This window comes from Methylobacterium sp. W2, assembly GCF_020662345.1.
GTDB lineage: Bacteria > Pseudomonadota > Alphaproteobacteria > Rhizobiales > Beijerinckiaceae > Methylobacterium.
On sequence record NZ_VMOA01000047.1, the window covers coordinates 1 to 19,173 of the forward strand.

The following is a 19,173-nucleotide window of genomic DNA, read 5'->3' on the forward strand; positions in this document are numbered from 1 at the left end:
CGCATTCGTCCTTGGGCTACCGGCCGCCCGCGCCTGTCACCTTCCCGGATCTGGCCTTCCGGCTACCCATGGTCGCCACCATGCAGTAGCCTCTCAATCGGCTCGGTCCAAAATACCGGTCAGGTCACACTCCCCCGTTAGCGAACGTCAGTTTGGTGCATTGCCTCACAAGCTGCATTCCCCTGGTGACGACATTCGGTCAGTTCCCCTACGGGAACGGCAGTCGCCCAGACATTCCAGCGTTCGTCCTAGGCTAAAAACCTTATACTCCGGAAATTTCACCTTACTTCGGATTTAAGGCTTGCTCAAATGGTGAACCTGCCGAATAATCCTAAAATGAGATGATAGCCCGCTCCCTTATGGAGCCGTGGGCCGGGTGACTAGCCAGGTCAGTTCCGGGTCCCCGCGATACGCCGGAGGGCACCGGCAACAAGCGGCTGAGTGAAGCCGCAGGAGTGGGAATGAACCCACAGACAACCGGTCAGCAGGTCGATGTGCTGACTGGTTCGCTCCGCGTCAGACCTCGCAAGAGGTGAAGCGGCGAGTAAAGGCCGACCGCCTGACCCCGGCCTCCCCGACAGGGTTTCGTCCATCGATCTATGTAACCAGTACGGCAGGCTCCGGCACGTCAGGTTACAGAGCTTCGTCGATCGCAGGCGAAGCTATGCCTCCCACCCAGCCCACCATCACATCAGGGACGCCAGATTACAGACGCGGCGGTTGATGCGCGGATAGGAAATGATCTCATGCCGTCACCTCGAAGGAAGGTTGCTCTCGCCTCCTCTCAACCACCAGCAGTGACAGAGCCGTACAAACCAACCCCCGCTGAAAAAGCCGCTCTTACTCGGTACGTTGCTCGCGGCGCTCAAAGGCCCCCGGCTCGCATTCGCGTCGCCAAAGGGAAGGCTGGCATCTCCACTGGCCCGGACCATCCCGATCTCGGCACGGGAACGGTCAACCTTCTAAACGCGCTCGGCACGGCCAGCCTTCCGTTCATGAATGGCTTGCTGAGCCAAATCACCAATGTTGCGAGCCAGGGGCGGGAGCCCGATGAGGCGGGGATCAATTTCGTGCTTTCGGTCGTCAATGGGATCGAACCGCGGGATGAGGTCGAGGCCATGCTCGCCGTGCAGATGGCCGCGGTGCACCTAGCGACAATGACATTCGCGCGGCGCTTGGCACACGTTGAGAACCTTCCTCAACAAGAGGGTGCTGAGCGCGCGTTCAATAAACTGGCCCGAACCTTCACGACTCAGATTGAGGCGCTGAAGCGATACCGTAGCGATGGCAAACAGACGGTCAGGGTCGAGCGCGTCACGGTCGAGGCCGGGGGACAAGCAGTGGTCGGTGCGGTGAACATTCCATCCCGTGGGGGAGGGGCTCCTGATAAAATCTGAGGGCAACCCCATGCATGGGTCGATGCACCATTCGCCGAGGTGCGGGGCGAAGACACGCCGCGGAAGTCCCTGCTGTTCCCCCGCGATGCCGAACGGCCGCTGCCGCATGCACGGTGGCGCCTCTCCCGGTGCACCGAAGGGCTCGCGCAATGGTATGTATCGACACGGGCGCTACACAGCCGAAGCATTAGAAACTCGTCGCGAACTCAGCGAGTGGCTTCGTCTGATGCGGCAGGCTGCCGACGGTGTCGGCTAGTACGAACCTCGGAACAGGTCGCCGGAAGCCTTGCGCCGGAAAAGGGTTCGCCATCGGCGACGCTGATGCTCTGGCCGGTCATGGTTCATGTGGCAGCGCTGGCAGAACGCGGCGAGGTTCTTGTCCGTGTTGTTGCCGGTGTCGTGGTCGCGATGCGCGGTTGCGAGCACTACCCTGGTCGAGCGCAGGCGTCCAAGGTCCTCGAAGCTCGGCAAGCTTTGGAGAGTGTACCCTCTCCCGTCACGCCAACAGCCGGTCGAGGCATCCCACCAGCGTCCGTCGCCCAGATGGTAGATCGTCTGCCCGTGCGGCCGTCCGCATCCCTCGCAGGCGCCTCCTGCCCGTCGGAAGCGGATCACAGCGGAGAGCTGCGGCCAGTCGATCGGGTAATAGAAGCGGTACTCACGCCGAATTGGCATCGCGATCATGTCTCCCTAGCTGCGGCGGCAGCCTGGCTCCGTGCCCGGGCTTGGGGGAAGTAGCTGTAAAAGGTATCCCGGCTGACCCCGAGGCGCCGGGCGATCGCCGCAATCGAGATCGTGCCAGACTGCAGCAGGGCACGCCCGACTTCGAGATCGGCATCGGTGAGCTTCTTCGGTCGGCCACCCTTCCGGCCGCGGGCCAGAGCCGCCTTCAGCCCTTCCATCGTGCGCTCACGGTTCAGGTCGAGAAAGTACTCGGCCATGGCCCCATGCATTTGCAGGGCGAAGCGACCGTGAGCCGTGTCGCTATCGAACTGCTCGGTGAGGCTACGGAAGTGGATCTCTTTTGTACGGAGGCTGTCGATCGTGCGCATCATCTCCACGAGCGAGCGGCCGAGCCGATCAAGCTTCCACACCACCAGCACATCGGTGGGGCGCAGGTAGGCGAGGGCGGCATCGAACTCGGGACGCTTCGTGCCGGCTTTCCCGGACTTCTTCTCCTCGAACAGCCGTTCACAACCAGCCTTTGTCAGCGCGTCGCGCTGCAGGTCCAGGTTTTGGTCAATGGTAGAGACACGGGCATATCCGACGAGCATGTCGGGATAGTAGTTCAAGAGCGTTTATCTGGCAATAGAAAACCAGTCATAGTTTTCCGACAGAAACTGGGCCGTTTGGACCGGTAGACGGAGCCCAGCTCGGAAGCGTCGGGAAAACGATCGGATACCCGACATATCACCCAGGTTGCTATCGACCCTTTACAGACCCTTGGAAGGTCTGCTTGCAGGCTCTTGGTGAAGCATGTTTTTAGAGCGGATCGGGAGTGGATTGTTGCTAGTCCGCGTTCGGACGAAGAGTAGGCTGAGTAGCCATTCGCCTCTTATCGCAGTTCCATGTCCACCCCGTGAGCAAAATTAATCTATGATAGCGCCCACGGGTAGTTACTGCTTTATGTTGTAAAAATCGTCAGCCGTTCCGGCACAGGTGCTGATGCCTGGGAGAGCTGCGTGCTTCCGCCGGCAATGAAAGGCGAAGCGACATGGCCTCGAAGTCCCTCCATTTGCTCCAGCCGATGATCACCAAGCTGGAGAGCATTTCCCCCCTCACGGAGGAGGAGCGCCAAGCTGTCGAGAGCTTGCCCGTCAGGGCTCAAGCTCTCAGAGCGGATCATGACATTATCCGCGATGGCGAGACGGCCACGCAGTGCTGCCTCATCCTCGATGGCTGGGCTTGCCGCTACAAGATCATGGGCGAGGGCAAGCGCCAGATCTTCTCCTTCCACATTGCTGGTGACATCCCGGATCTGCAGAGCCTGCACATCCCGCTGATGGATCACAGCCTCGCCACGAAGACGGATGCTACCGTGGCCTTCATCCCCCACGAGGCACTGCGGGATCTCATCGACCGCTTCCCACGCCTCGCCGCCGTGCTCTGGCGCGACACATTGGTGGATGCAGGGATCTTCCGTGAATGGATGGCGTGCATGGGGCGGCGTTCAGCCTACGAGCACCTCGCCCACCTTTTCTGCGAGTTGTACCTCAGGCAGGAGGCCGTGGGGTTGGCTAGTGAACACCGCTGTGCCCTGCCACTGACGCAGGCTGAACTCGGGGACGCCACTGGCCTGTCAAACGTGCACATCAACCGCACGCTGCAAGAGATGCGGGGCAATGGGATCATTACCCTCCGTAGCAACACGCTGGTCATTCTGGCCTGGGATGAGCTTGTCCGCGCTGCCGAGTTTGACGCGGCCTATCTACACCTGCGGAAACGATCAGCCGGCTGAGCCCGCACATTCCGCCGATACGGAGATCATTAGCCTGCCAAGGCCGTCGTCCATTCCACCGGTGAGGAGCTGGCGGCAAACGTCCGCTTCAGAGCGAAAGGCCAAGGTCCGGTAGCCGCCCTTCTCGGACTCTGCCGCAATCAGCCGTAGGTGTCGGAAATACCATCGTTTTCTGGACGCTTTGGGAAGTGGAGAATTCAACGTGTTGCTGGCGTATGGCCCGTCGCAAAGCTGCGCCAAAATGAGATTATTTGGCCGATCTAAATCAAAGTGCCAGTCTAACCCACCTCCGGCCCCTGCACTGTCATCCTCCTGCTTATCAATCTTGCCGACGCGATTGTTGCTCCTGTGTAGCCCCAGGGTATTCAGATCACCCGGATCTCATCGCGCTTGAGATTGATGGCCTTGGCCACTTGGGCGGATAGTTTGCCAACAATCGCGATGTGAGCGTGAACATCGACCACCGCCTGGATGCTCGCCAAAGCCTCCTCTGCGCTCGGCTTCATTGCAGCGTATGTCACGGCGTCAGCTTCAACGCCGGTTTCAGTCGTTACCGTCACGGCAACAATAAAGGCGGTCTGACGTTTGTGCTTGTGGCTCAGCATCTTGAGCGGCTTCTCACGAGAGGCGGGGGTCAACAACGCTGTGTCGGCAGCGGTGGGTGTCGCTCTGCGGTTCTATGGGGACAAAGGAAGGGCTCGCTGGATGCTGGGTTGGTTTCGAGCACTCATGCCGCGGGAGGACCGCTTCTTCGACCTGTTTGCCCGCCACTCACAAACCTTGGTTGCCGGGGCCGAGGCGCTCCAAGGCGTGTTGCGGGGTGGTGAGGATGTCCTGCGCCACTGCCAGATCATTGTCGATCGCGAACACGAGGCGGATGCAATCACCGCCGAGGTGCTGCTAGCCGTGCGCCGTAGCTTTATCACGCCCTTCGACAGGGGTGACATCAAGGACCTGATCCAGTCGATGGACGACGCCATCGACCAGATGAACAAGACGGTGAAAACCATCGCGCTTTACGAGATCCGGAGCTTCAACCCATTGATGCAGGAGATGGGCGGTACCGTCATTGAGGCGGCGCGGCTCACTGCGGAGGCGATCCCGCTTCTCTCCGCCATTGGAACCCATGCGGGACGTATCAACACAATCACCGAGCAGATCACCCGGGTCGAGGGCCGCTCGGACGAGTTGCAGGAACGTGGCCTCAAGGCCCTCTACCGCGCCCATCGCAAGGATGGCGGCGACGGCGACACCATGGCCTACATCATCGGCGCCGAGATCTACGGGCACCTGGAGGATGTGGTCGACCGGTTCGAGGACGTCGCCAACGAGATCAGCGGCATCGTGATCGAGAACGTGTAGGGTACGATGACCGAGGCCACCGCACTTGCCCTGCCAGCCCTCGCCGGCCTGATCGCCGTCGCGCTGTTTTTTGACTTTCTCAACGGCCTACACGACGCGGCCAACTCAATCGCCACCATCGTTTCCACCCGGGTCTTGCGTCCGCAATACGCCGTGCTATGGGCGGCGTTCTTCAACTTCATCGCATTTCTGTTCTTTGGCCTGCACGTGGCCCAGACACTGGGCACCGGCATCGTCGATGCCGGTATCATCGACCCGCGCGTGATCTTCAGCGCGCTGATGGGTGCCATCGCCTGGAACATCGTTACCTGGGTCTTCGGCATCCCGTCGAGCAGCTCGCACGCCCTGGTCGGCGGCCTCATCGGGGCAGGCGTGGCCAAGGCAGGGTTCAGCGCGGTAGTTTGGAGCGGCTTGACGAAGACCGCTGCAGCTATCGTGCTCTCGCCCCTGATCGGCTTCCTGCTGGCTCTCATCCTCGTGCTGGTCGTGTCCTGGTCCTGCGTGCGCGCGACACCCTTCGCGGTCGATCGGCGCTTCCGCGCTCTGCAGTTCGTATCGGCCTCGCTCTATTCCCTCGGTCATGGCGGCAATGACGCCCAGAAGACCATGGGGATCATCGCGGTGCTGCTCTACTCGCAGGGGCATCTGGGGAGCAGCTTCCACGTTCCGCTCTGGGTGGTCCTGGCCTGCCAATCGGCGATGGCGCTCGGGACCCTCTTCGGCGGCTGGCGCATCGTCCATACGATGGGTTCGAAGATCACCCGCCTCAACCCGATGCAGGGCTTCTGCGCCGAGACTGGGGGCGCCATCACCCTGTTCATGGCGACCTGGCTCGGGGTGCCGGTCTCGACCACGCACACCATCACGGGTGCGATCATCGGCGTCGGCGCCGCGCGTCGAACATCTGCGGTGCGCTGGGGGGTCGCTAGCAACATCGTCGTTGCGTGGGTGCTGACGCTGCCGGCTGCTGCCCTGATCGCTGCGGCCTGTTACGCGCTGACTGCGCTGCTTCGCTGAAGCACCTTCACTCCAGTTTCATAGACGCGCTTATGCGAATAGCGGCAAACCTTAAGCGCCACTGCTTTCGAAGCAGGCCGTTGTTTTTCACTCGAATCAAGCATACGTTCCATAGCGAATCACTGTATTAAATAATCGCAACGCTGATTTTCAGTGGAGATTAACATGCGTGTAATTACCGCGTTTGGGACGGCGTCTTCAATCGCTGCGGCTGCATTCGTTATTATAATGTTTACATCGCCCCCGATATCAGAAGCTAAGGCTCCTGCAAGAATCGATACCTATACACTGACGTTGGACGCGGAAAACTCGCTTGATCAGGATTACGATTGTAATTGAGTATTTTTCTAGGACTTATTTCTAGTCTCCGTCCGGCCATGTGGTATGCAACTTACTCAGGTGTTGAATAGGGGCGTCACCGTTCCGTCGTTCGATCAGACTGAGCCGCCAACTGCTGCCGATGTAGCTGAAACCTCGTGTCGGATGCGCTCGTGTCAGTGGTTAAGGTCCGGTGCCACCCACAACAAACGTCGTACGTAGGGACCGAGCGAGAGGTTCGACCCCCAGCTATTCAGCCAAGCTCGAAGGAGCCTGCCATTCGACCCCAGAATGCTCTCGGATGTCGCCAGCCGCACTCCCCGTATCGACATCGCTGATCCAGTCGCTTGGCTCGACCACATCGACCACCTCGTCGTTGGGGTAGGCTGCGGCAAGGAATACCCGCGCATCGCCCTCTGCAGCTGCCCGGACCGTCACCAAGGGGCGGAATCCTTCGGCTGTACGGATGTTCGCGATGAAGAGCTTTGTCATATCCATTCCCAGGGCTGCGTGAAGGAACGCACCGATCGGACAACGCGCCCAACGAGCGGAACGGTAACATCAGCATTTTGAAGCGACGTGCTAAAGCAGTCCTTCCGCGTTCGCGACCACCTTATCGCCCTCACCCCATCCGCCCGGCAGCCCGCTCCTCGCCCACATAGCCGATGTACCATTCGAGGTGCCCGGCGACCTCTTGGTCCAGACGATCGGGTGATGCCTTCAGGGCCTCGGCCGTGGCGTTCACGGTACCGTAGGGGGCGCAGACCTCGCCGAGGTAAAGGTTGATCTCCTCGTTCAGCCGCTCCTCCGACATGTTGTCAAAGCGGTTGGCTTTCCTCGCCTTTTCCAGCTTGCGGAGGCGGAGATCGATCACTTTCGAGGTCATGGATGGGTCATCTCCTCAAGGCGGGCAAGGCGCTCATGCAGATCCGTCGCCTCGATGGCACGGACGTGAGCGTCGACGGATTTCGAGATGTCGGCGGCCTCGGACGGGGTGAGCTCGCCGGCGGCAACGGCCTGCAGTAGGGCGTGCGTGGCCCTGGGGAGGTCAGCAGCGGTCTCGATCACGGGGAGGTCGAATTACCGGGCGATCCTTCCTGGCCGGCATGAGGCGGTCCAGGCACATCCTGAGGGCCTGCGTGTCGCCATCGGTGGCAAGTTCGATGGCTTTGCGGACGATGCTCTCGGCGTCGCCCTCCAAGATGGCCTCCAGGGCGAGCGTAGACTTGCTACGGCTGCCTTTCGGGCGGCCGGCAGGGTTGCCGCTCGTGCCAGGTTGAAAGCCGGGTTTCCTCGTGGTCATGCTTCGTCTTGAACGCCCATCGATACGAGAAACTCACCGTATTGAACAACGTTCAAACAGGGAAGCGGGATGCGATGCCAATCAGGGGGTCAGCGTCATTCGACCCGGTGAAATGATGCGCTTGCCGGGGCCTATCGGCACTGGCGCTTCACCAATGAGCAGGTGGCGTTCCGCCGGGAATGTCGGGGCGTGCTGGATCGGTTGCGGGCGCAGCGGTCGAACTGGAAGCACGATCAGGCCCTTCTCGAACCTGTCAAAAGATCAGGGGCCGCCTGGAAGACTGGTTCTGGGAGCGACGCCGCGGAGGAAGCTCAACACCTTCGATCGGTCCTGTTCGTCCTTAAGCATGGCCCAAAGCCGCAGAAGCTCGACAGTCTGGTTTCGATCAAGCGATGACGGATCTGAGAACGCTTCGACCGGGCAATCGAGCGCCGCAGCGATCCGGCTCAATAGCAATTCCGATTCGTCCGACTCGTACTCAGCGGCATCCCGCTTACACATAGATAACTCCATTGCGCGCGACCGGATTATCGCTTCCTGTGGAGACCCGTCAAACTGCAACCAGAAATGAACACCTGCGTTTCATCCGCATTGATTACCTAAGTTATTCTGCGAGTATCCATCTGGTTTTGGACAGGGGGCCGGGCAGGAATGGAAGACGACGAGCGTTTCAATGCAATGGCCGAGGCTTGCCTCAAGGCTCACGAAGCGGTGGCCGACGCTGGCACGCCCGCAATGCTTGCCATGACGCGCGCTCTCCTGTGGCAGGTGGGGCAGGAACTCATTCAACGAGATGAGCAGCGCAGAGAACTGTTTCGCTACGCTGATGCTAAATTACAACGCCGCGCTCCGCAATCACCGAATTCCGATTAGTCCTCGTATCCCGGTCGTTCCCCCGAGCGAGCGCTACCGGATCAGCCATGTCCCCGTGTAGGCGAGCGCCGCCAGATAAACGGCTTTTCCATCCTCGTCCGTCACCAGGACCGTGATCGCCTGGCGTTCGCCATCCTTGGGCACTTCGTCGGCGGCGACTGCGGGGAGCAACTTCTTGGCCTCGAACACGGCGGCCTGCAGGCTGACGCAGAGGACGCCCACTTCGTCGCGCTCGTTACGACCGTCGTTGATGTCGAAATAGTAGCGAGGCACAGGGCTCTCCACGCGTCGAAGGCGGGAGCACATGTCTGTCTCTCAAGCGCGGAGGGCCAGGGCAGGGCCGCGATAGCGAGACCCTAAAGCGCCACACTATCAAAATCACTAACTAACGTAGATACTCAGAGTCGCATCAAATCTAGAGTTGAATCCGAAATACCGTATGTGCGAGCCTAGTGGTCGCCTAGTCAACGGCTGGATAGGTCGTTCCTATTTTCTGCGGGCCTTCAGCGGCTCCGGCTTTCGACCGTCTGGAAGGATCATGTCGAGATGGTCATGCACCATCTGAGCGCTGAACGGCTTGTCGAGGAAGACAGCGCCCTCCGGAAGATCGCCCACCCCAGGCTTCACCCCGCCTGACGCGACCACTATTGAGATGTCAGGCCACCGCCGTGCGGTCGTTTGCGCCAGTTCAAAGCCGTCCGGCCCACCAGGCATCTCGACATCGGTAAACAGGAGGATGATAGATCCCGCGTATTGATCGAGCAGCTTGATCGCCTCGACGCCGTTCTCGGCGGACAAAGCGTGGAAGCCGGCGTCCTCTAAGATCGTTTCTGCGTCCATTCGGATGAGGAAATCGTCATCTGCGACCAGGGCATATGGGGCATCCGATGGGTTCACCATGCCCATCAAGCCGGCGCAGGACCAAAAGTTCAGATCAGCGATTTTCAACCAGCCGCCTCGTCAATCACCAGAAGCTAAAGCATCCAATCCGCTGCACGAGTGCGACCAAGGGGAGCGGGGCGCTCGCCGCGTCACGCTCCGGTGGCGGGCTTCTGCGGGACTAGCTGCTCCAATCCCTCGGCCAGCCCATGAAGGGCAGCGGATGCGGCCTGCTGGCGGACCTCGCGGTGATCGTCGCGGGCCTCGATAGAGATGGCAGCGATCATCGCCATCTGACGGGCCTCTCCCACGCCTCGGGCGTAGGCGGCTTGTTCGGCTGGGGTCATGCTCGAAATCCAAAAGCTGGTTGGCGTGTGAGTAGGTGCTGAACCGCACGGCGGGCTGGGCGAGGTGGGCCTAGATCAAGGTCACTGAACAAGTCACGGCCAACCGCCATTCGACGGAGACCGCGCAAACCCAAGTGGATTGTGCCATGAACGCTCATATTACTTCTGCTGTTGCTGCTGTCGTCCTGAGCGTCAGCGCCATTGCTTCGCCCGCGCTTGCCAAGGACTATCTCGCACGGGGACAGGTCCCGGCCTATGATGTGATGTCCTCCGCTGCGACCGATGACGAGCTCACCACCGGCTCGATCGGATATGGCCGGGGCCACGACTCGGCTCAGGAAGGCAACGCCAACCAGCCGAACTTCCCGGTCCAGCAGTACGGCCAGACCTCGGGTGGCGGTCGCTAAGCCTTCACACCCTTGAGATGACCAGCGGCGGGGCGAAAGCCTCGCCGTATTTGTTTGTGGGATCACGCCGGCCAGCCTGGGAGGTCGGCCCATGCTTTTCTGACGATGCGATCACGCTGCTGTGCACGGTCAGGATCGGCGTCGATCATGACGCGAAGCGCTTCCTGCATGGCTTCGCTACCGCCTGCAGCCGCAGCTTCCTCGCCCTTTCGGCGGATCGCCGTCTGGTAGGCCTTCACGGCAGGCCCCGCCGAGGGCTTACCCTCGACAACCACGACCAGGGCCAGGAGTGCCTGGCCGATGGAGGTTCCGATATCAGACGATGACGGCGCCGGCGGCTCTGTCTGCGCCGATGAGTCGGAGAGATGTCCGGTAGTCCGTGGGCGCATCATGATGCAGCGTTCCTACACGAGGGATGAAAGACGGAGATAGGACGCGAGCACGTTCCGCCGATCGGTAGCGGCTAAGCGATTGAGGGCGCGGCTGGCCAACTCCAGGGCGTCGGCGTCGGTCTCGGCCTGGGCGAGGAGACGGCAGACGGTGAGCGCGCGGGGACCGGCGTAGACGCAGCTCAGAGCGGTCTCTATCGCCTCACAACAGATCCCGCCCCCATCACTGGATTGCGACACCACAAACCAGCTGGCAAATTCGAAAGGCGACACCCTATCCGCGTCATGATAGGCCCTCCCATGGCTGCCAGGCATCCCCGTACACATCGCCCTGACCGGACCTCTCGCTGAGTACGTTGACCATCAGGTGGCCCAGGGCGAGTACGCCTCAGCCAGTGAGATGGTCCGCGCAACGCTCCGTCTCCTGATCAAGCGCGACGAAGCCAAGGCCCGACGCAAGCGCGGGGCGAAGGTCGCCTCAGGACAAACCCATGACCGGCCGTGAAACCGTGCGCTTGGAGCACTCGGTGGACGAGGCTACCCGCCTTGCCATCCTCGACGATTACGCCATCCTCGATACCGAGGCCGAGCAGGGCTTCGACGACATCGTCCTGCTCGCGTCGCGGATCTGCCAGACGCCAGTCGCCCTGGTCAGTCTCGTCGCCGGCGACCGGCAGTGGTTCAAGGCTCGCGTCGGCTTCGACGCTTGCGAAACACCCCTGTCGCAATCGGTGTGCGCGAACGCCCTGCTTCAGCCCGGTCTCCTCATTATTCCCGACCTGACAGCCGATCCGCGCACCCGGGACAACACCTTAGTGACGGGCGGGCCTCGCATCCGCTTCTACGCCGGCGCCCGGCTCGAGACAGACGAGGGCGTCGCGCTCGGGACCCTCTGTGTCATCGACGTGGAGCCTCGACCGGAGGGGCTGACGCTGGCTCAGACCGAGAGCCTGGAAGCCTTGGCCCGACAGGTCATGTCGCAGATGAAGCTGCGTCGCTCCGCGGCTGCGCGGGATGAAGCGTGGCGCAAGTCGCGGGAGAGCGATGCCCGCCACCGGCAAATCCTCGACAGCGCCATCGACTACGCCATCATCACGATGGATCTCGACGGCCTCGTCACGAGCTGGAACATCGGTGCCCAGACGATCCTCGGCTGGTCCGAAAAAGAGATGTGCGGCCAGCTCGCCCACGTTTTCTTCACCGAGGAGGATGTACTAGCCGGCACTCCCGAACGTGAGATGGCAGCGGCCCGCGAGAGTGGTCGCGGCAATGACGAGCGCTGGCACCAGCGCAAGGATGGGTCACGGTTCTTCTCCCTCGGCGAGATGATGCCGCTCCATGCCGACAACGAGACTCATATCGGCTACCTCAAGATCCTGAGGGACCGCACCGACCAGCGGCGCGCGACCGACGTGTTGCAACAGCAGACGGATCTACTCCAGACCGTCGCGGACCACGTCAGCGAGGCTGTGTTTCAGCTCGACCTCGATGGCGTGGTGACCTTTGCCAACCGCACGGCGCACATCATGCTTGGTTGGGATGCGGGCATGCTGATCGGGCAGGACCTCCACGAGGCCGCTCACCATCATCACCCCGATGGGCGTCCGTTTCCGGCCTCCGAGTGCAACTTCGTCGAGGCAATTCGAGAAGGGAAGGTTCTTCGCGAGCGGGAGGTAACGTTCTTTCGCCGTGACGGCACGCTCCTCGAAATGGTCTGCTCAAACGCTCCCATCCTCCGAGGGGAAGAGATTGTCGGCGCCGTGCTGACCGTGTCCGATGTTACGAAGCGGCGTCAGGACGAGCGTCGCCTCCGAAAGCTGAACGAGACGCTCGGGGAATTAGTAGCTGAGCGCACCCAGGAGCGGGACCGGATCTGGCAGGTAAGCCAGGACATGCTCGGCGTCGCCGATACGAACGGCGTTTGGATCAGCATCAACCCGGCCTGGCCGCGGATCCTCGGGTGGGACTACGACGAGATCCTGGGGAAGACCTCGGAGTGGCTCGAACACCCGGAGGATAGAGAAAAGACGCGAGCGGAGGTTGCTCGGCTCGCCGCCGGCGGACTGACTTTGGCCTTCGAGAACCGCTACAGGGCTCGCGATGGCAGCTACCGCTTCCTGTCGTGGACGGCCGTGCCCGTCGAGGGCCTGCTGTACTGCGTCTCGCGCGATGTCACGGAGGAGAAGGAGCGTGCCGCCAGCCTACTCCAAACCGAGGAAGCTCTGCGTCAGTCGCAGAAGCTGGAGGCCGTGGGCCAGCTCACCGGCGGCGTGGCTCACGACTTCAACAACCTCCTGACCGTCATCAAGTCCTCAACCGACCTGCTCAAGCGCCCCGACCTCACCGAGGAGCGGCGCGAGCGCTACATCGGGGCGATCTCAGATACCGTCGATCGCGCCGCCAAGCTCACGGGTCAGCTGCTGGCCTTTGCCCGGCGACAGGCCCTGCGTCCGGAGGTGTTCGATGCGAACCAGAGCGTGCAGGCCATCGGCGATATGGTCGCCACCCTCACCGGTGCCCGCATTGAGGTCGTGATCCGCATCGACGACGAACCTTGCCGTATCAGCGCGGACCCGAGCCAGTTCGACACCGCTCTGGTCAACATGGCCGTCAACGCCCGCGACGCCATGGATGGTGAGGGCCGGCTCACGATTGCCGTGGACCGGGCGTCAACCATCCCGGTTCTGCGCTCGCATCCCGAGCAGGTCGGTGACTTCGTCAGGATTAGCCTGTCGGACACCGGCGCCGGCATCCCTGGCGATCAGCTCGACCGGATCTTCGAGCCCTTCTTCACGACCAAGGGCGTCGGGCAGGGTACGGGCCTCGGCCTCAGCCAGGTGTTCGGCTTTGCCAAACAGTCTGGGGGCGAGGTCTTGGTCGAGAGTGAGGTCGGGAAGGGCACGACATTCAGCCTCTACCTGCCACGCGCCACGATCGAAGGAAGCAGTTTGGAAGACGCTGCCTCAAGCGAGCCCACGGTCGATGGGCGGGGCACGTGTGTCCTTGTCGTTGAGGACAATCGCGAGGTTGGCATCTTCTCGACCCAGACGCTGGAGGAACTTGGTTACGGCACACACTGGGTAGCGAATGCCGCTGAAGCCCTGTTGGCCCTAGCAGCCAAGCCTACCGCCTACGATGTCGTGTTCTCGGACGTCGTGATGCCGGGCATGAATGGCGTCGACCTCGGCCGCGAGATCAAGCGGCTCTATCCCGGTCTGCGCGTCGTGCTGACCAGCGGCTACAGCCATGTGCTCGCCCAGGAAAGCGATCATGGGTTCGAGCTTCTGCAGAAGCCCTACTCCGTCGAGCAGCTCTCGCGGTTGCTGAGCAAAGCCGCCGGCCGTAAGCGCCGCAAGCGAATCCCAGGGCGGTGATCCGAACCAAGCGCTGAGCGTCGGCTCTCTTTCGTTCGCCCTGTAGGGAAGCAAGCTGACTGGTCGTTGACGGCTGCGCCGGATGAAACCCCGTCCGCGCGATCGGCAGGTTTCGTGGCTGCTCATCAAGGCGGATGACGCAGCAGCTTGCGGACCGAATGACCCAGATATCTTAGAGCAGGAACCGCGCTCGGTAGCCTCGGGTCGCACGATCGAGGAGATTGCCGCTTCGGCGCTTTGAGAGTTCTAGCTCAGAGCGTGTCGAAGGATGACAGGCTACCGGCTCGCCTCCTTCGCGATGCCGGCTAAACCCTGTTCGTAGACGCCCTCGATGTCGGCCTTCGCCTCCGCATCGGTCATCCCGGCTGCATCGAAGGTAGCGGTCCAGGCCACGGTCGCCCCACTCCCATTGGGATGCACGGCGATCGTCGCGTTGTAGGCCTTCACGGGTAGCGGCCCTCTGACGTAGGCGTAGCTGTAGCTCATCGCCTTTTCGTCCCGGCTCGTCTCGACCTCGATGATAGTCCCCAGGTTGCCGGCTGCGACGAGACTCCGGGTCGCGACCGCCCTGCCTTTGGCTCTGTCGTCGTTCGATAGGGTGCAGCTCTCGACCATCGGATGCCATTTCTCAATGGCGCAAAAGTCACCCACGAGCGCCCAGACAGCTGCAGGTGAAGTTTGAATCTCAACGCTGCGGGAGACCTCCAACGCGAAGCCAGGACCAGTCTGTGCGGTCAGGGCTGCCAGGAACCCGATCAGCCTGACAACTGCTCGCTTCATTTCGTGTCTACCCCCCGAAGCGACAAACCTCAGCCGTCCGGCGTGTAAGCTGCGGTGCCTAGTTCATGGAACGGTAGGGAGAAGCCAGCACGACCCGGATTTTACGGGCGGGAGTTGTCTCGGAGGTAGCCACCTGCTGCGACGACTGCGTGGCTGCAAGGGTTGAGGCGGGGATCGTGATGGAGCTGGTGCCCGAGTAAACCGTAACTTGTCGATCCTCGGCGGAAGCGGGGACGAGCGAAGCGAACACGGTGGCAACGGTGAGAGAGAGAACCAGGGAAATCTTCATGACGGTGGCCCGAGACGGAGCGAAATATTGCTTCCATAATGGTCAAGCTACGTCCCTGTTCCAAAAATAATGGAATGCCTGTCAGCGGAACCTTCCTGAGGCCAGCTATGCGGCCTGAATTCAGCGGCGGTTAGCGAATGGGGACCTAGCGCGACCTCCTCCCAGCAGTTTTTGAAACTTCCCGAAAGCCTTCTCCGTAAAGAGCGGCATGTGCCCATTCTCAGGGTAAAGGCGCGACGGCATTGCCTCGACGCTCTCGTAGTTATGCGCGCTACGTTCACAAGCGGAATTATCTATTTATTTCAGGAACTTACGGAATGATTTTCTACTTTTATGAAGATCCCTAATACGGTTCTTCTAGGAGACGGAAAATGAGAAAGACCACCCTCGCGCTTGCCGCCATGACCATTCTTAGTGGGCTCGCGCTCGGTGCAGGCTCGGCATCAGCTGCTCCTCTGGCTGCCAACGGACTTCAGTCTGAAACTGGCGTCACCCAGGTCCGCATGACGCGGAATGAGCGGATGATGATGAAGAAGCGCATGATGCGGAAGCAGATGATGAAGCGCCGCATGATGAAAAGCCGGATGATGAACCGCGGTATGTGATCCTACGGGAAGCTCGAAATAGGGCTTCCCACTCTCGTCTAGAAGCGATGCGGGGTGAGAGGGGTTCGTCCGCTCACCCCCTCACTGTGTAACGAAACGGCCTGAGACCTTCTGCGTGCGGCCGTCCTGATGATCGAAGCCTTGGAGCTTTGTATGGCCCACGTTTGCACCTCGATCTTAGTAGCTTGCCTTATGGTAGGCACTCTCTCTCCGGTGAATGCCGCCACGAAGAAGGTCCGAGTTCCAGACCAGTATGACGGTTCATGGAGCATTGTGGCTTCGACAGCCGAAGGGCCCTGTTCAGCGACTAAGACCTATCGGGTTCAGATCAAAAACAGCGATGCCTCGGTCCCAGGAGAGGATATTGACGTCGACGGCGGTGTATCGGCTGCCGGAGCTGTGCAAGCTACGATCACGCAGGGCTCGAACAGGGTGCCGATTTCGGGCAAGCTCACCCTTCGGGGCAACGGCAGCGGGACGTGGCGCACAAGCGGTGGCCTAATCGAATGCAGCGGTAGCTGGATGGCTAAGCGCACAGGGTAAGGTCGTTTCCTCTTCAGCGGGATCCTGTTTCTTTCCAGGGCCATAGCGTGACGGGCGCCTCTGACGCGTCACCCTTAGACGTATCCAGCTCACCCCACCGGCACTCACGCATACGGCCCGCGGAACAGGTCCCCCATGGCCTTCCTGCGGAACAGGGTCCGCCAGCGCCTGCGCTGATGCTCTGGCCGATCGTGATCCCAAGATGGTGTCTGGGAATGGTCTATACGCATTTAGTAAAAAGGAGCTTTTGATTTAATCCCTAACTCTCTGCGAAATTTATGTAGTAATTTAGCGGCAGTCTAATTTGCAACAGTCAATAATGTCACAATAACTCAAGTTACTATCAACATTTATCCAATATTATTAAAACAAAATGAAACCTTTCTCGCTAACCATGCGTATAAACGTCGCCGCGAACCTGTGAGCCGCACGTGCATCTCAGGCTGCGAGTAAGGGAGACGACGCAATGGCTACGATCAATGGCGATAACGGCGACAATTTCCTGAACGGCACCGAAGAAGAAGACACCATCAATGGCCGCGGAGGGAACGATACGATCGACTCGGTCGATCGCCCCGCAAACATATTCGCAGGATCAATCAATCCTGTGCGCGATGTCGTCAACGCCGGGTTCGGAGACGACAACGTCACGGGCGGAAAGCTCGATCGTCTGGTCGGCGGCCAGGGTAATGATTTCCTGTCGGTCAATTTCAATTTCAATGGACCGGTTGTCGGCTCGGCAACCCCAATTACGTTGAAGCTCGACGAGAACGGTACAGGCAGGGCGTCCGACGGTACCGTCATTTATGGTTTTGAGTCGGTCAACTTCAACCTGTCCGACACTGGAGACAATGTCGTCGATACTGGCAATGTCCGGGCGCAGCTGACGGGTGGAAACGGCAACGACACGCTCACCACCGGGTCGGCGGATGATGTCGTCTCTGGCGGCGGCGGCGACAACGTCATTTCGACGGGCGGCGGCAACGACACGATCGGCGGCGGCTCTGGGATCGACACCGTCTTCGGCGGCGACGGCGACGACACGTTCGGCGTCAACGTCTCCACCGACGGCAGCGACCAGGTGAATCTCGGCGACGGCAACGACACCGTCCGGTTCGATCGCGTCGACGGCGGAGCCGGCAACGTGCGCCTGACCTTCACCTCGGCCGAGGTGGGCAACGGCAACACCAACGATGCCGGCAGCCTGACCAACCAGGATGGCGGGCTCGCGGTCCGCGTACAGGCAGAGGATGCTGACGGAAACCTGACCGGTCCCATCTCCCGCTACGACGACGAGGGCATCACCTTCGTTGCCGGAACGCAGGGCATCACCTTCGACGTCCGTGATCTCGTCTCCGGCACTCAGCGTGGCAATACGTTCGAGGGTGTCGTGCTCGGAACCAATGGGGACGACGCGCTGACGTTCTTCCCGCCTTTCCGTGCCGGCCAGGATTTCTACTACAACGCAGGTCAGGGCAACGACACCATCACCGCCGGAACCGGCAACGACTTCCTCGTCGGCGGTGCCGGTAACGACACCATGATCGGCGGCCTCGGCAACGACAGCTACATCGTCGATTCGCTCGGCGATACGGTAGTCGAAGGCGCAGACGAAGGCACCGACACCGTTCTGTCCTCCATCTCCTACACCCTGTCCGACACCGTCGAAAACCTTACCCTCACGGGTACCGGCGCCATCGATGGAACCGGCAACGCGCTGGACAACAGCATCACCGGCAATATCGCCGACAACCGCCTTGCTGGCAGAGAAGGAAATGATCTCCTCACCGGTGGCGGTGGAAACGATCTCCTCATTGGCGGCGCCGGCGACGACGTCATGACCGGCGGTGCCGGCGATGACATGTACTTTGTGGGTGCAGCGGGTGATCAGGTCATCGAAGGCGTGAACGAAGGCAACGACACCGTCCGATCGGCGGTGGATTACACTCTTGGCGCCAACGTCGAGAACGTCGTCCTTCTCGGATCCGATGGCACCAACGCCATCGGCAACGAAGGCGACAACAGCCTCATCGGCAATAGCGGTGACAACCGTCTCGACGGTGGGGCCGGTGCCGACCGCCTCAACGCGGGCGATGGAGATGATGTTCTCGTTGGTGGAACCGGCGCGGATGTCATGCGCGGCGGAGCCGGTAGCGATACCTATGTCATCGACGATGCTGGTGACGTCGTTGCTGAAGAGGCGGGCGAAGGCTTCGACACGCTTCGTTCGACCGTCAGCCATACGATGGAAACGAACACCGAAAAGCTCGTGCTCTCCGGCACCGATGATCTGACCGCCGACGGAAATGCCGGTCGCAATCAGATCTACGGCAATGCCGGCGACAACACGATCTACGGCGATGACGGCCGCGATCTCCTCTACGGCCGCGACGGGGCCGATACCTTTGTCTTTAAGGCCATCACTGACAGCGATATCGAAGTTGCCGGGCGCGACATCATCCAGGACTTCGACTTCGCTGAGGGTGATCGTATCGACCTCAGTGGGATCGACGCGGACTTCGGACAGGCCGGGGACCAGGGCTTCCAGTTCATTGGAACAGACGCCTTCTCCGGACAGGCCGGCGAACTGCGGACGAAGTTCGGGGGCGGCAACACCCTCGTACAGGGCGACACGAATGGAGATGGAGCGGCGGACTTCGCTGTCCTGCTTCAGGGCCAGCAGACCTTAGATAACGGGTCGTTTGTCGTCTGACACTCAATCGCATCCTGAGAGGGGCTGCCTAACGGCAGCCCCTTTTTTATGTCTGTAAAACGATCGTTTTTCTGACAGCTACGGAGTGTGCCTCATTGGACATTCAAAGCAGCTCGGTT

Annotated in this window: 24 protein-coding genes; 12 read left to right on the forward strand and 12 right to left on the reverse strand. The window is 60.9% G+C overall.

All coding sequences use genetic code 11. The annotated features are described in order from the left end of the window. The first annotated feature begins 746 nt into the window (after positions 1-746). Both FPV16_RS21105 and FPV16_RS26335 read left to right on the forward strand, forming a co-directional pair. The gene (locus FPV16_RS21105) at positions 747-1,397 is read left to right on the forward strand and encodes a hypothetical protein (protein WP_227440329.1); all 651 of its coding nucleotides are present in this window, start codon (positions 747-749) and stop codon (positions 1,395-1,397) included. 22 nt (positions 1,398-1,419) lie between these two features. Next, positions 1,420-1,653, forward strand: coding sequence for an HGGxSTG domain-containing protein (locus FPV16_RS26335; protein WP_319802266.1), 234 nt, complete (start codon positions 1,420-1,422; stop codon positions 1,651-1,653). Here FPV16_RS26335 and FPV16_RS21110 read toward each other — a convergent pair. Both FPV16_RS21110 and FPV16_RS21115 read right to left on the reverse strand, forming a co-directional pair. After that, the gene (locus FPV16_RS21110) at positions 1,650-2,072 is read right to left on the reverse strand and encodes a hypothetical protein (protein WP_227440330.1); all 423 of its coding nucleotides are present in this window, start codon (positions 2,070-2,072) and stop codon (positions 1,650-1,652) included. The genes FPV16_RS26335 and FPV16_RS21110 overlap by 4 nt on opposite strands. A gap of 5 nt (positions 2,073-2,077) precedes the next feature. Then, positions 2,078-2,671, reverse strand: a complete 594-nt coding sequence (locus FPV16_RS21115) for a recombinase family protein (protein WP_227440404.1) — start codon at positions 2,669-2,671, stop codon at positions 2,078-2,080. 440 nt (positions 2,672-3,111) lie between these two features. On the opposite strand from FPV16_RS21115, the gene FPV16_RS21120 reads away from it, so the two are divergent. Next, a complete protein-coding gene (locus FPV16_RS21120) occupies positions 3,112-3,855 on the forward strand; it encodes a Crp/Fnr family transcriptional regulator (protein ID WP_227440332.1) in 744 nt (247 codons plus the stop codon). Positions 3,856-4,220: 365 nt separating this feature from the next. On the opposite strand, the gene FPV16_RS21125 is transcribed toward FPV16_RS21120, so the two are convergent. Further along, positions 4,221-4,460: a hypothetical protein gene (locus FPV16_RS21125; protein ID WP_227440334.1), complete on the reverse strand. Its 240-nt coding sequence runs from the start codon at positions 4,458-4,460 to the stop codon at positions 4,221-4,223. Positions 4,461-4,560: 100 nt separating this feature from the next. Here FPV16_RS21125 and FPV16_RS21130 point away from each other — a divergent pair, with 100 nt between their 5' ends. Together FPV16_RS21130 and FPV16_RS21135 are read left to right on the forward strand one after the other, a co-directional pair. Beyond that, on the forward strand, positions 4,561-5,217 hold the full coding sequence (locus FPV16_RS21130) for a DUF47 domain-containing protein (protein WP_227440406.1): 657 nt from the start codon (positions 4,561-4,563) through the stop codon (positions 5,215-5,217). 6 nt (positions 5,218-5,223) lie between these two features. Next, the gene (locus tag FPV16_RS21135) at positions 5,224-6,234 is read left to right on the forward strand and encodes an inorganic phosphate transporter (RefSeq protein ID WP_227440336.1); all 1,011 of its coding nucleotides are present in this window, start codon (positions 5,224-5,226) and stop codon (positions 6,232-6,234) included. Between the two features lie 567 nt (positions 6,235-6,801). On the opposite strand, the gene FPV16_RS21140 is transcribed toward FPV16_RS21135, so the two are convergent. Further along, the gene (locus FPV16_RS21140; protein WP_227440337.1) at positions 6,802-7,044 is read right to left on the reverse strand and encodes a hypothetical protein; all 243 of its coding nucleotides are present in this window, start codon (positions 7,042-7,044) and stop codon (positions 6,802-6,804) included. A gap of 130 nt (positions 7,045-7,174) precedes the next feature. Beyond that, on the reverse strand, positions 7,175-7,438 hold the full coding sequence (locus tag FPV16_RS21145) for a hypothetical protein (RefSeq protein WP_227440339.1): 264 nt from the start codon (positions 7,436-7,438) through the stop codon (positions 7,175-7,177). Between the two features lie 2 nt (positions 7,439-7,440). Between FPV16_RS21145 and FPV16_RS26340 the strand changes: the two genes are divergently transcribed. Further along, positions 7,441-7,578, forward strand: a complete 138-nt coding sequence (locus FPV16_RS26340; protein ID WP_319802262.1) for a hypothetical protein — start codon at positions 7,441-7,443, stop codon at positions 7,576-7,578. A gap of 22 nt (positions 7,579-7,600) precedes the next feature. Here FPV16_RS26340 and FPV16_RS26345 read toward each other — a convergent pair whose 3' ends face one another. Further along, positions 7,601-7,855 carry a DUF5681 domain-containing protein gene (locus FPV16_RS26345; RefSeq protein ID WP_319802263.1) on the reverse strand — a complete coding sequence of 85 codons (255 nt, stop codon included), beginning with the start codon at positions 7,853-7,855 and terminating at the stop codon, positions 7,601-7,603. Positions 7,856-8,506: 651 nt separating this feature from the next. Here FPV16_RS26345 and FPV16_RS21155 point away from each other — a divergent pair. Beyond that, a complete protein-coding gene (locus FPV16_RS21155) occupies positions 8,507-8,728 on the forward strand; it encodes a hypothetical protein (RefSeq protein ID WP_155935107.1) in 222 nt (73 codons plus the stop codon). 33 nt (positions 8,729-8,761) lie between these two features. Here the strand turns inward: FPV16_RS21155 and FPV16_RS21160 are convergent, their stop codons facing one another. The 3 genes from FPV16_RS21160 to FPV16_RS21170 all read right to left on the reverse strand — a co-directional run bounded on the left by FPV16_RS21160 (position 8,762) and on the right by FPV16_RS21170 (position 9,954). After that, a complete protein-coding gene (locus FPV16_RS21160) occupies positions 8,762-9,001 on the reverse strand; it encodes a DUF6894 family protein (protein ID WP_027172706.1) in 240 nt (79 codons plus the stop codon). Between the two features lie 213 nt (positions 9,002-9,214). Then, positions 9,215-9,676, reverse strand: a complete 462-nt coding sequence (locus FPV16_RS21165) for a response regulator (protein ID WP_319802264.1) — start codon at positions 9,674-9,676, stop codon at positions 9,215-9,217. An 83-nt stretch (positions 9,677-9,759) separates the two neighbouring features. Further along, positions 9,760-9,954 carry a hypothetical protein gene (locus FPV16_RS21170; RefSeq protein ID WP_227440342.1) on the reverse strand — a complete coding sequence of 65 codons (195 nt, stop codon included), beginning with the start codon at positions 9,952-9,954 and terminating at the stop codon, positions 9,760-9,762. A gap of 146 nt (positions 9,955-10,100) precedes the next feature. On the opposite strand from FPV16_RS21170, the gene FPV16_RS21175 reads away from it, so the two are divergent. Beyond that, positions 10,101-10,361, forward strand: a complete 261-nt coding sequence (locus FPV16_RS21175; protein ID WP_227440344.1) for a hypothetical protein — start codon at positions 10,101-10,103, stop codon at positions 10,359-10,361. A gap of 62 nt (positions 10,362-10,423) precedes the next feature. Here FPV16_RS21175 and FPV16_RS21180 read toward each other — a convergent pair whose 3' ends face one another. Further along, positions 10,424-10,753, reverse strand: a complete 330-nt coding sequence (locus tag FPV16_RS21180) for a hypothetical protein (protein WP_227440346.1) — start codon at positions 10,751-10,753, stop codon at positions 10,424-10,426. A gap of 397 nt (positions 10,754-11,150) precedes the next feature. On the opposite strand from FPV16_RS21180, the gene FPV16_RS21185 reads away from it, so the two are divergent. Both FPV16_RS21185 and FPV16_RS21190 read left to right on the forward strand, forming a co-directional pair. After that, the gene (locus FPV16_RS21185) at positions 11,151-11,255 is read left to right on the forward strand and encodes a hypothetical protein (RefSeq protein ID WP_413629331.1); all 105 of its coding nucleotides are present in this window, start codon (positions 11,151-11,153) and stop codon (positions 11,253-11,255) included. Continuing rightward, positions 11,242-14,124 (forward strand): PAS domain S-box protein, encoded by a 2,883-nt coding sequence (locus FPV16_RS21190; protein ID WP_227440347.1) that lies wholly within the window; start codon positions 11,242-11,244, stop codon positions 14,122-14,124. The genes FPV16_RS21185 and FPV16_RS21190 overlap by 14 nt, the downstream gene beginning before the upstream one ends. Positions 14,125-14,400: 276 nt before the next feature. Here the strand turns inward: FPV16_RS21190 and FPV16_RS21195 are convergent, their stop codons facing one another. Both FPV16_RS21195 and FPV16_RS21200 read right to left on the reverse strand, forming a co-directional pair. Further along, positions 14,401-14,904 (reverse strand): SRPBCC family protein, encoded by a 504-nt coding sequence (locus tag FPV16_RS21195; RefSeq protein ID WP_227440350.1) that lies wholly within the window; start codon positions 14,902-14,904, stop codon positions 14,401-14,403. 58 nt (positions 14,905-14,962) lie between these two features. Continuing rightward, positions 14,963-15,193 carry a hypothetical protein gene (locus tag FPV16_RS21200; protein WP_027172712.1) on the reverse strand — a complete coding sequence of 77 codons (231 nt, stop codon included), beginning with the start codon at positions 15,191-15,193 and terminating at the stop codon, positions 14,963-14,965. 371 nt (positions 15,194-15,564) lie between these two features. Between FPV16_RS21200 and FPV16_RS21205 the strand changes: the two genes are divergently transcribed. Further along, positions 15,565-15,798, forward strand: a complete 234-nt coding sequence (locus FPV16_RS21205) for a hypothetical protein (protein ID WP_227440352.1) — start codon at positions 15,565-15,567, stop codon at positions 15,796-15,798. 1,009 nt (positions 15,799-16,807) lie between these two features. Next, positions 16,808-19,054, forward strand: coding sequence for a calcium-binding protein (locus FPV16_RS21210; protein ID WP_227440354.1), 2,247 nt, complete (start codon positions 16,808-16,810; stop codon positions 19,052-19,054). Positions 19,055-19,173: the final 119 nt, after the last annotated feature.

Excerpts from the sequence above, each read along its gene's own strand:
- FPV16_RS21105 (WP_227440329.1), top strand. The coding sequence starts at position 747 with ATGCCGTCACCTCGAAGGAAGGTTGCTCTCGCCTCCTCTCAACCACCA.
- FPV16_RS26335 (WP_319802266.1), top strand. The coding sequence starts at position 1,420 with ATGCACCATTCGCCGAGGTGCGGGGCGAAGACACGCCGCGGAAGTCCC.
- FPV16_RS21110 (WP_227440330.1), bottom strand. The coding sequence starts at position 2,072 with ATGCCAATTCGGCGTGAGTACCGCTTCTATTACCCGATCGACTGGCCG.
- FPV16_RS21115 (WP_227440404.1), bottom strand. The coding sequence starts at position 2,671 with ATGCTCGTCGGATATGCCCGTGTCTCTACCATTGACCAAAACCTGGAC.
- FPV16_RS21120 (WP_227440332.1), top strand. The coding sequence starts at position 3,112 with ATGGCCTCGAAGTCCCTCCATTTGCTCCAGCCGATGATCACCAAGCTG.
- FPV16_RS21125 (WP_227440334.1), bottom strand. The coding sequence starts at position 4,460 with ATGCTGAGCCACAAGCACAAACGTCAGACCGCCTTTATTGTTGCCGTG.
- FPV16_RS21130 (WP_227440406.1), top strand. The coding sequence starts at position 4,561 with ATGCTGGGTTGGTTTCGAGCACTCATGCCGCGGGAGGACCGCTTCTTC.
- FPV16_RS21135 (WP_227440336.1), top strand. The coding sequence starts at position 5,224 with ATGACCGAGGCCACCGCACTTGCCCTGCCAGCCCTCGCCGGCCTGATC.
- FPV16_RS21140 (WP_227440337.1), bottom strand. The coding sequence starts at position 7,044 with ATGACAAAGCTCTTCATCGCGAACATCCGTACAGCCGAAGGATTCCGC.
- FPV16_RS21145 (WP_227440339.1), bottom strand. The coding sequence starts at position 7,438 with ATGACCTCGAAAGTGATCGATCTCCGCCTCCGCAAGCTGGAAAAGGCG.
- FPV16_RS26340 (WP_319802262.1), top strand. The coding sequence starts at position 7,441 with ATGGGTCATCTCCTCAAGGCGGGCAAGGCGCTCATGCAGATCCGTCGC.
- FPV16_RS26345 (WP_319802263.1), bottom strand. The coding sequence starts at position 7,855 with ATGACCACGAGGAAACCCGGCTTTCAACCTGGCACGAGCGGCAACCCT.
- FPV16_RS21155 (WP_155935107.1), top strand. The coding sequence starts at position 8,507 with ATGGAAGACGACGAGCGTTTCAATGCAATGGCCGAGGCTTGCCTCAAG.
- FPV16_RS21170 (WP_227440342.1), bottom strand. The coding sequence starts at position 9,954 with ATGACCCCAGCCGAACAAGCCGCCTACGCCCGAGGCGTGGGAGAGGCC.
- FPV16_RS21175 (WP_227440344.1), top strand. The coding sequence starts at position 10,101 with ATGAACGCTCATATTACTTCTGCTGTTGCTGCTGTCGTCCTGAGCGTC.
- FPV16_RS21180 (WP_227440346.1), bottom strand. The coding sequence starts at position 10,753 with ATGATGCGCCCACGGACTACCGGACATCTCTCCGACTCATCGGCGCAG.
- FPV16_RS21185 (WP_413629331.1), top strand. The coding sequence starts at position 11,151 with ATGGTCCGCGCAACGCTCCGTCTCCTGATCAAGCGCGACGAAGCCAAG.
- FPV16_RS21190 (WP_227440347.1), top strand. The coding sequence starts at position 11,242 with ATGACCGGCCGTGAAACCGTGCGCTTGGAGCACTCGGTGGACGAGGCT.
- FPV16_RS21195 (WP_227440350.1), bottom strand. The coding sequence starts at position 14,904 with ATGAAGCGAGCAGTTGTCAGGCTGATCGGGTTCCTGGCAGCCCTGACC.
- FPV16_RS21200 (WP_027172712.1), bottom strand. The coding sequence starts at position 15,193 with ATGAAGATTTCCCTGGTTCTCTCTCTCACCGTTGCCACCGTGTTCGCT.
- FPV16_RS21205 (WP_227440352.1), top strand. The coding sequence starts at position 15,565 with ATGAGAAAGACCACCCTCGCGCTTGCCGCCATGACCATTCTTAGTGGG.
- FPV16_RS21210 (WP_227440354.1), top strand. The coding sequence starts at position 16,808 with ATGGCTACGATCAATGGCGATAACGGCGACAATTTCCTGAACGGCACC.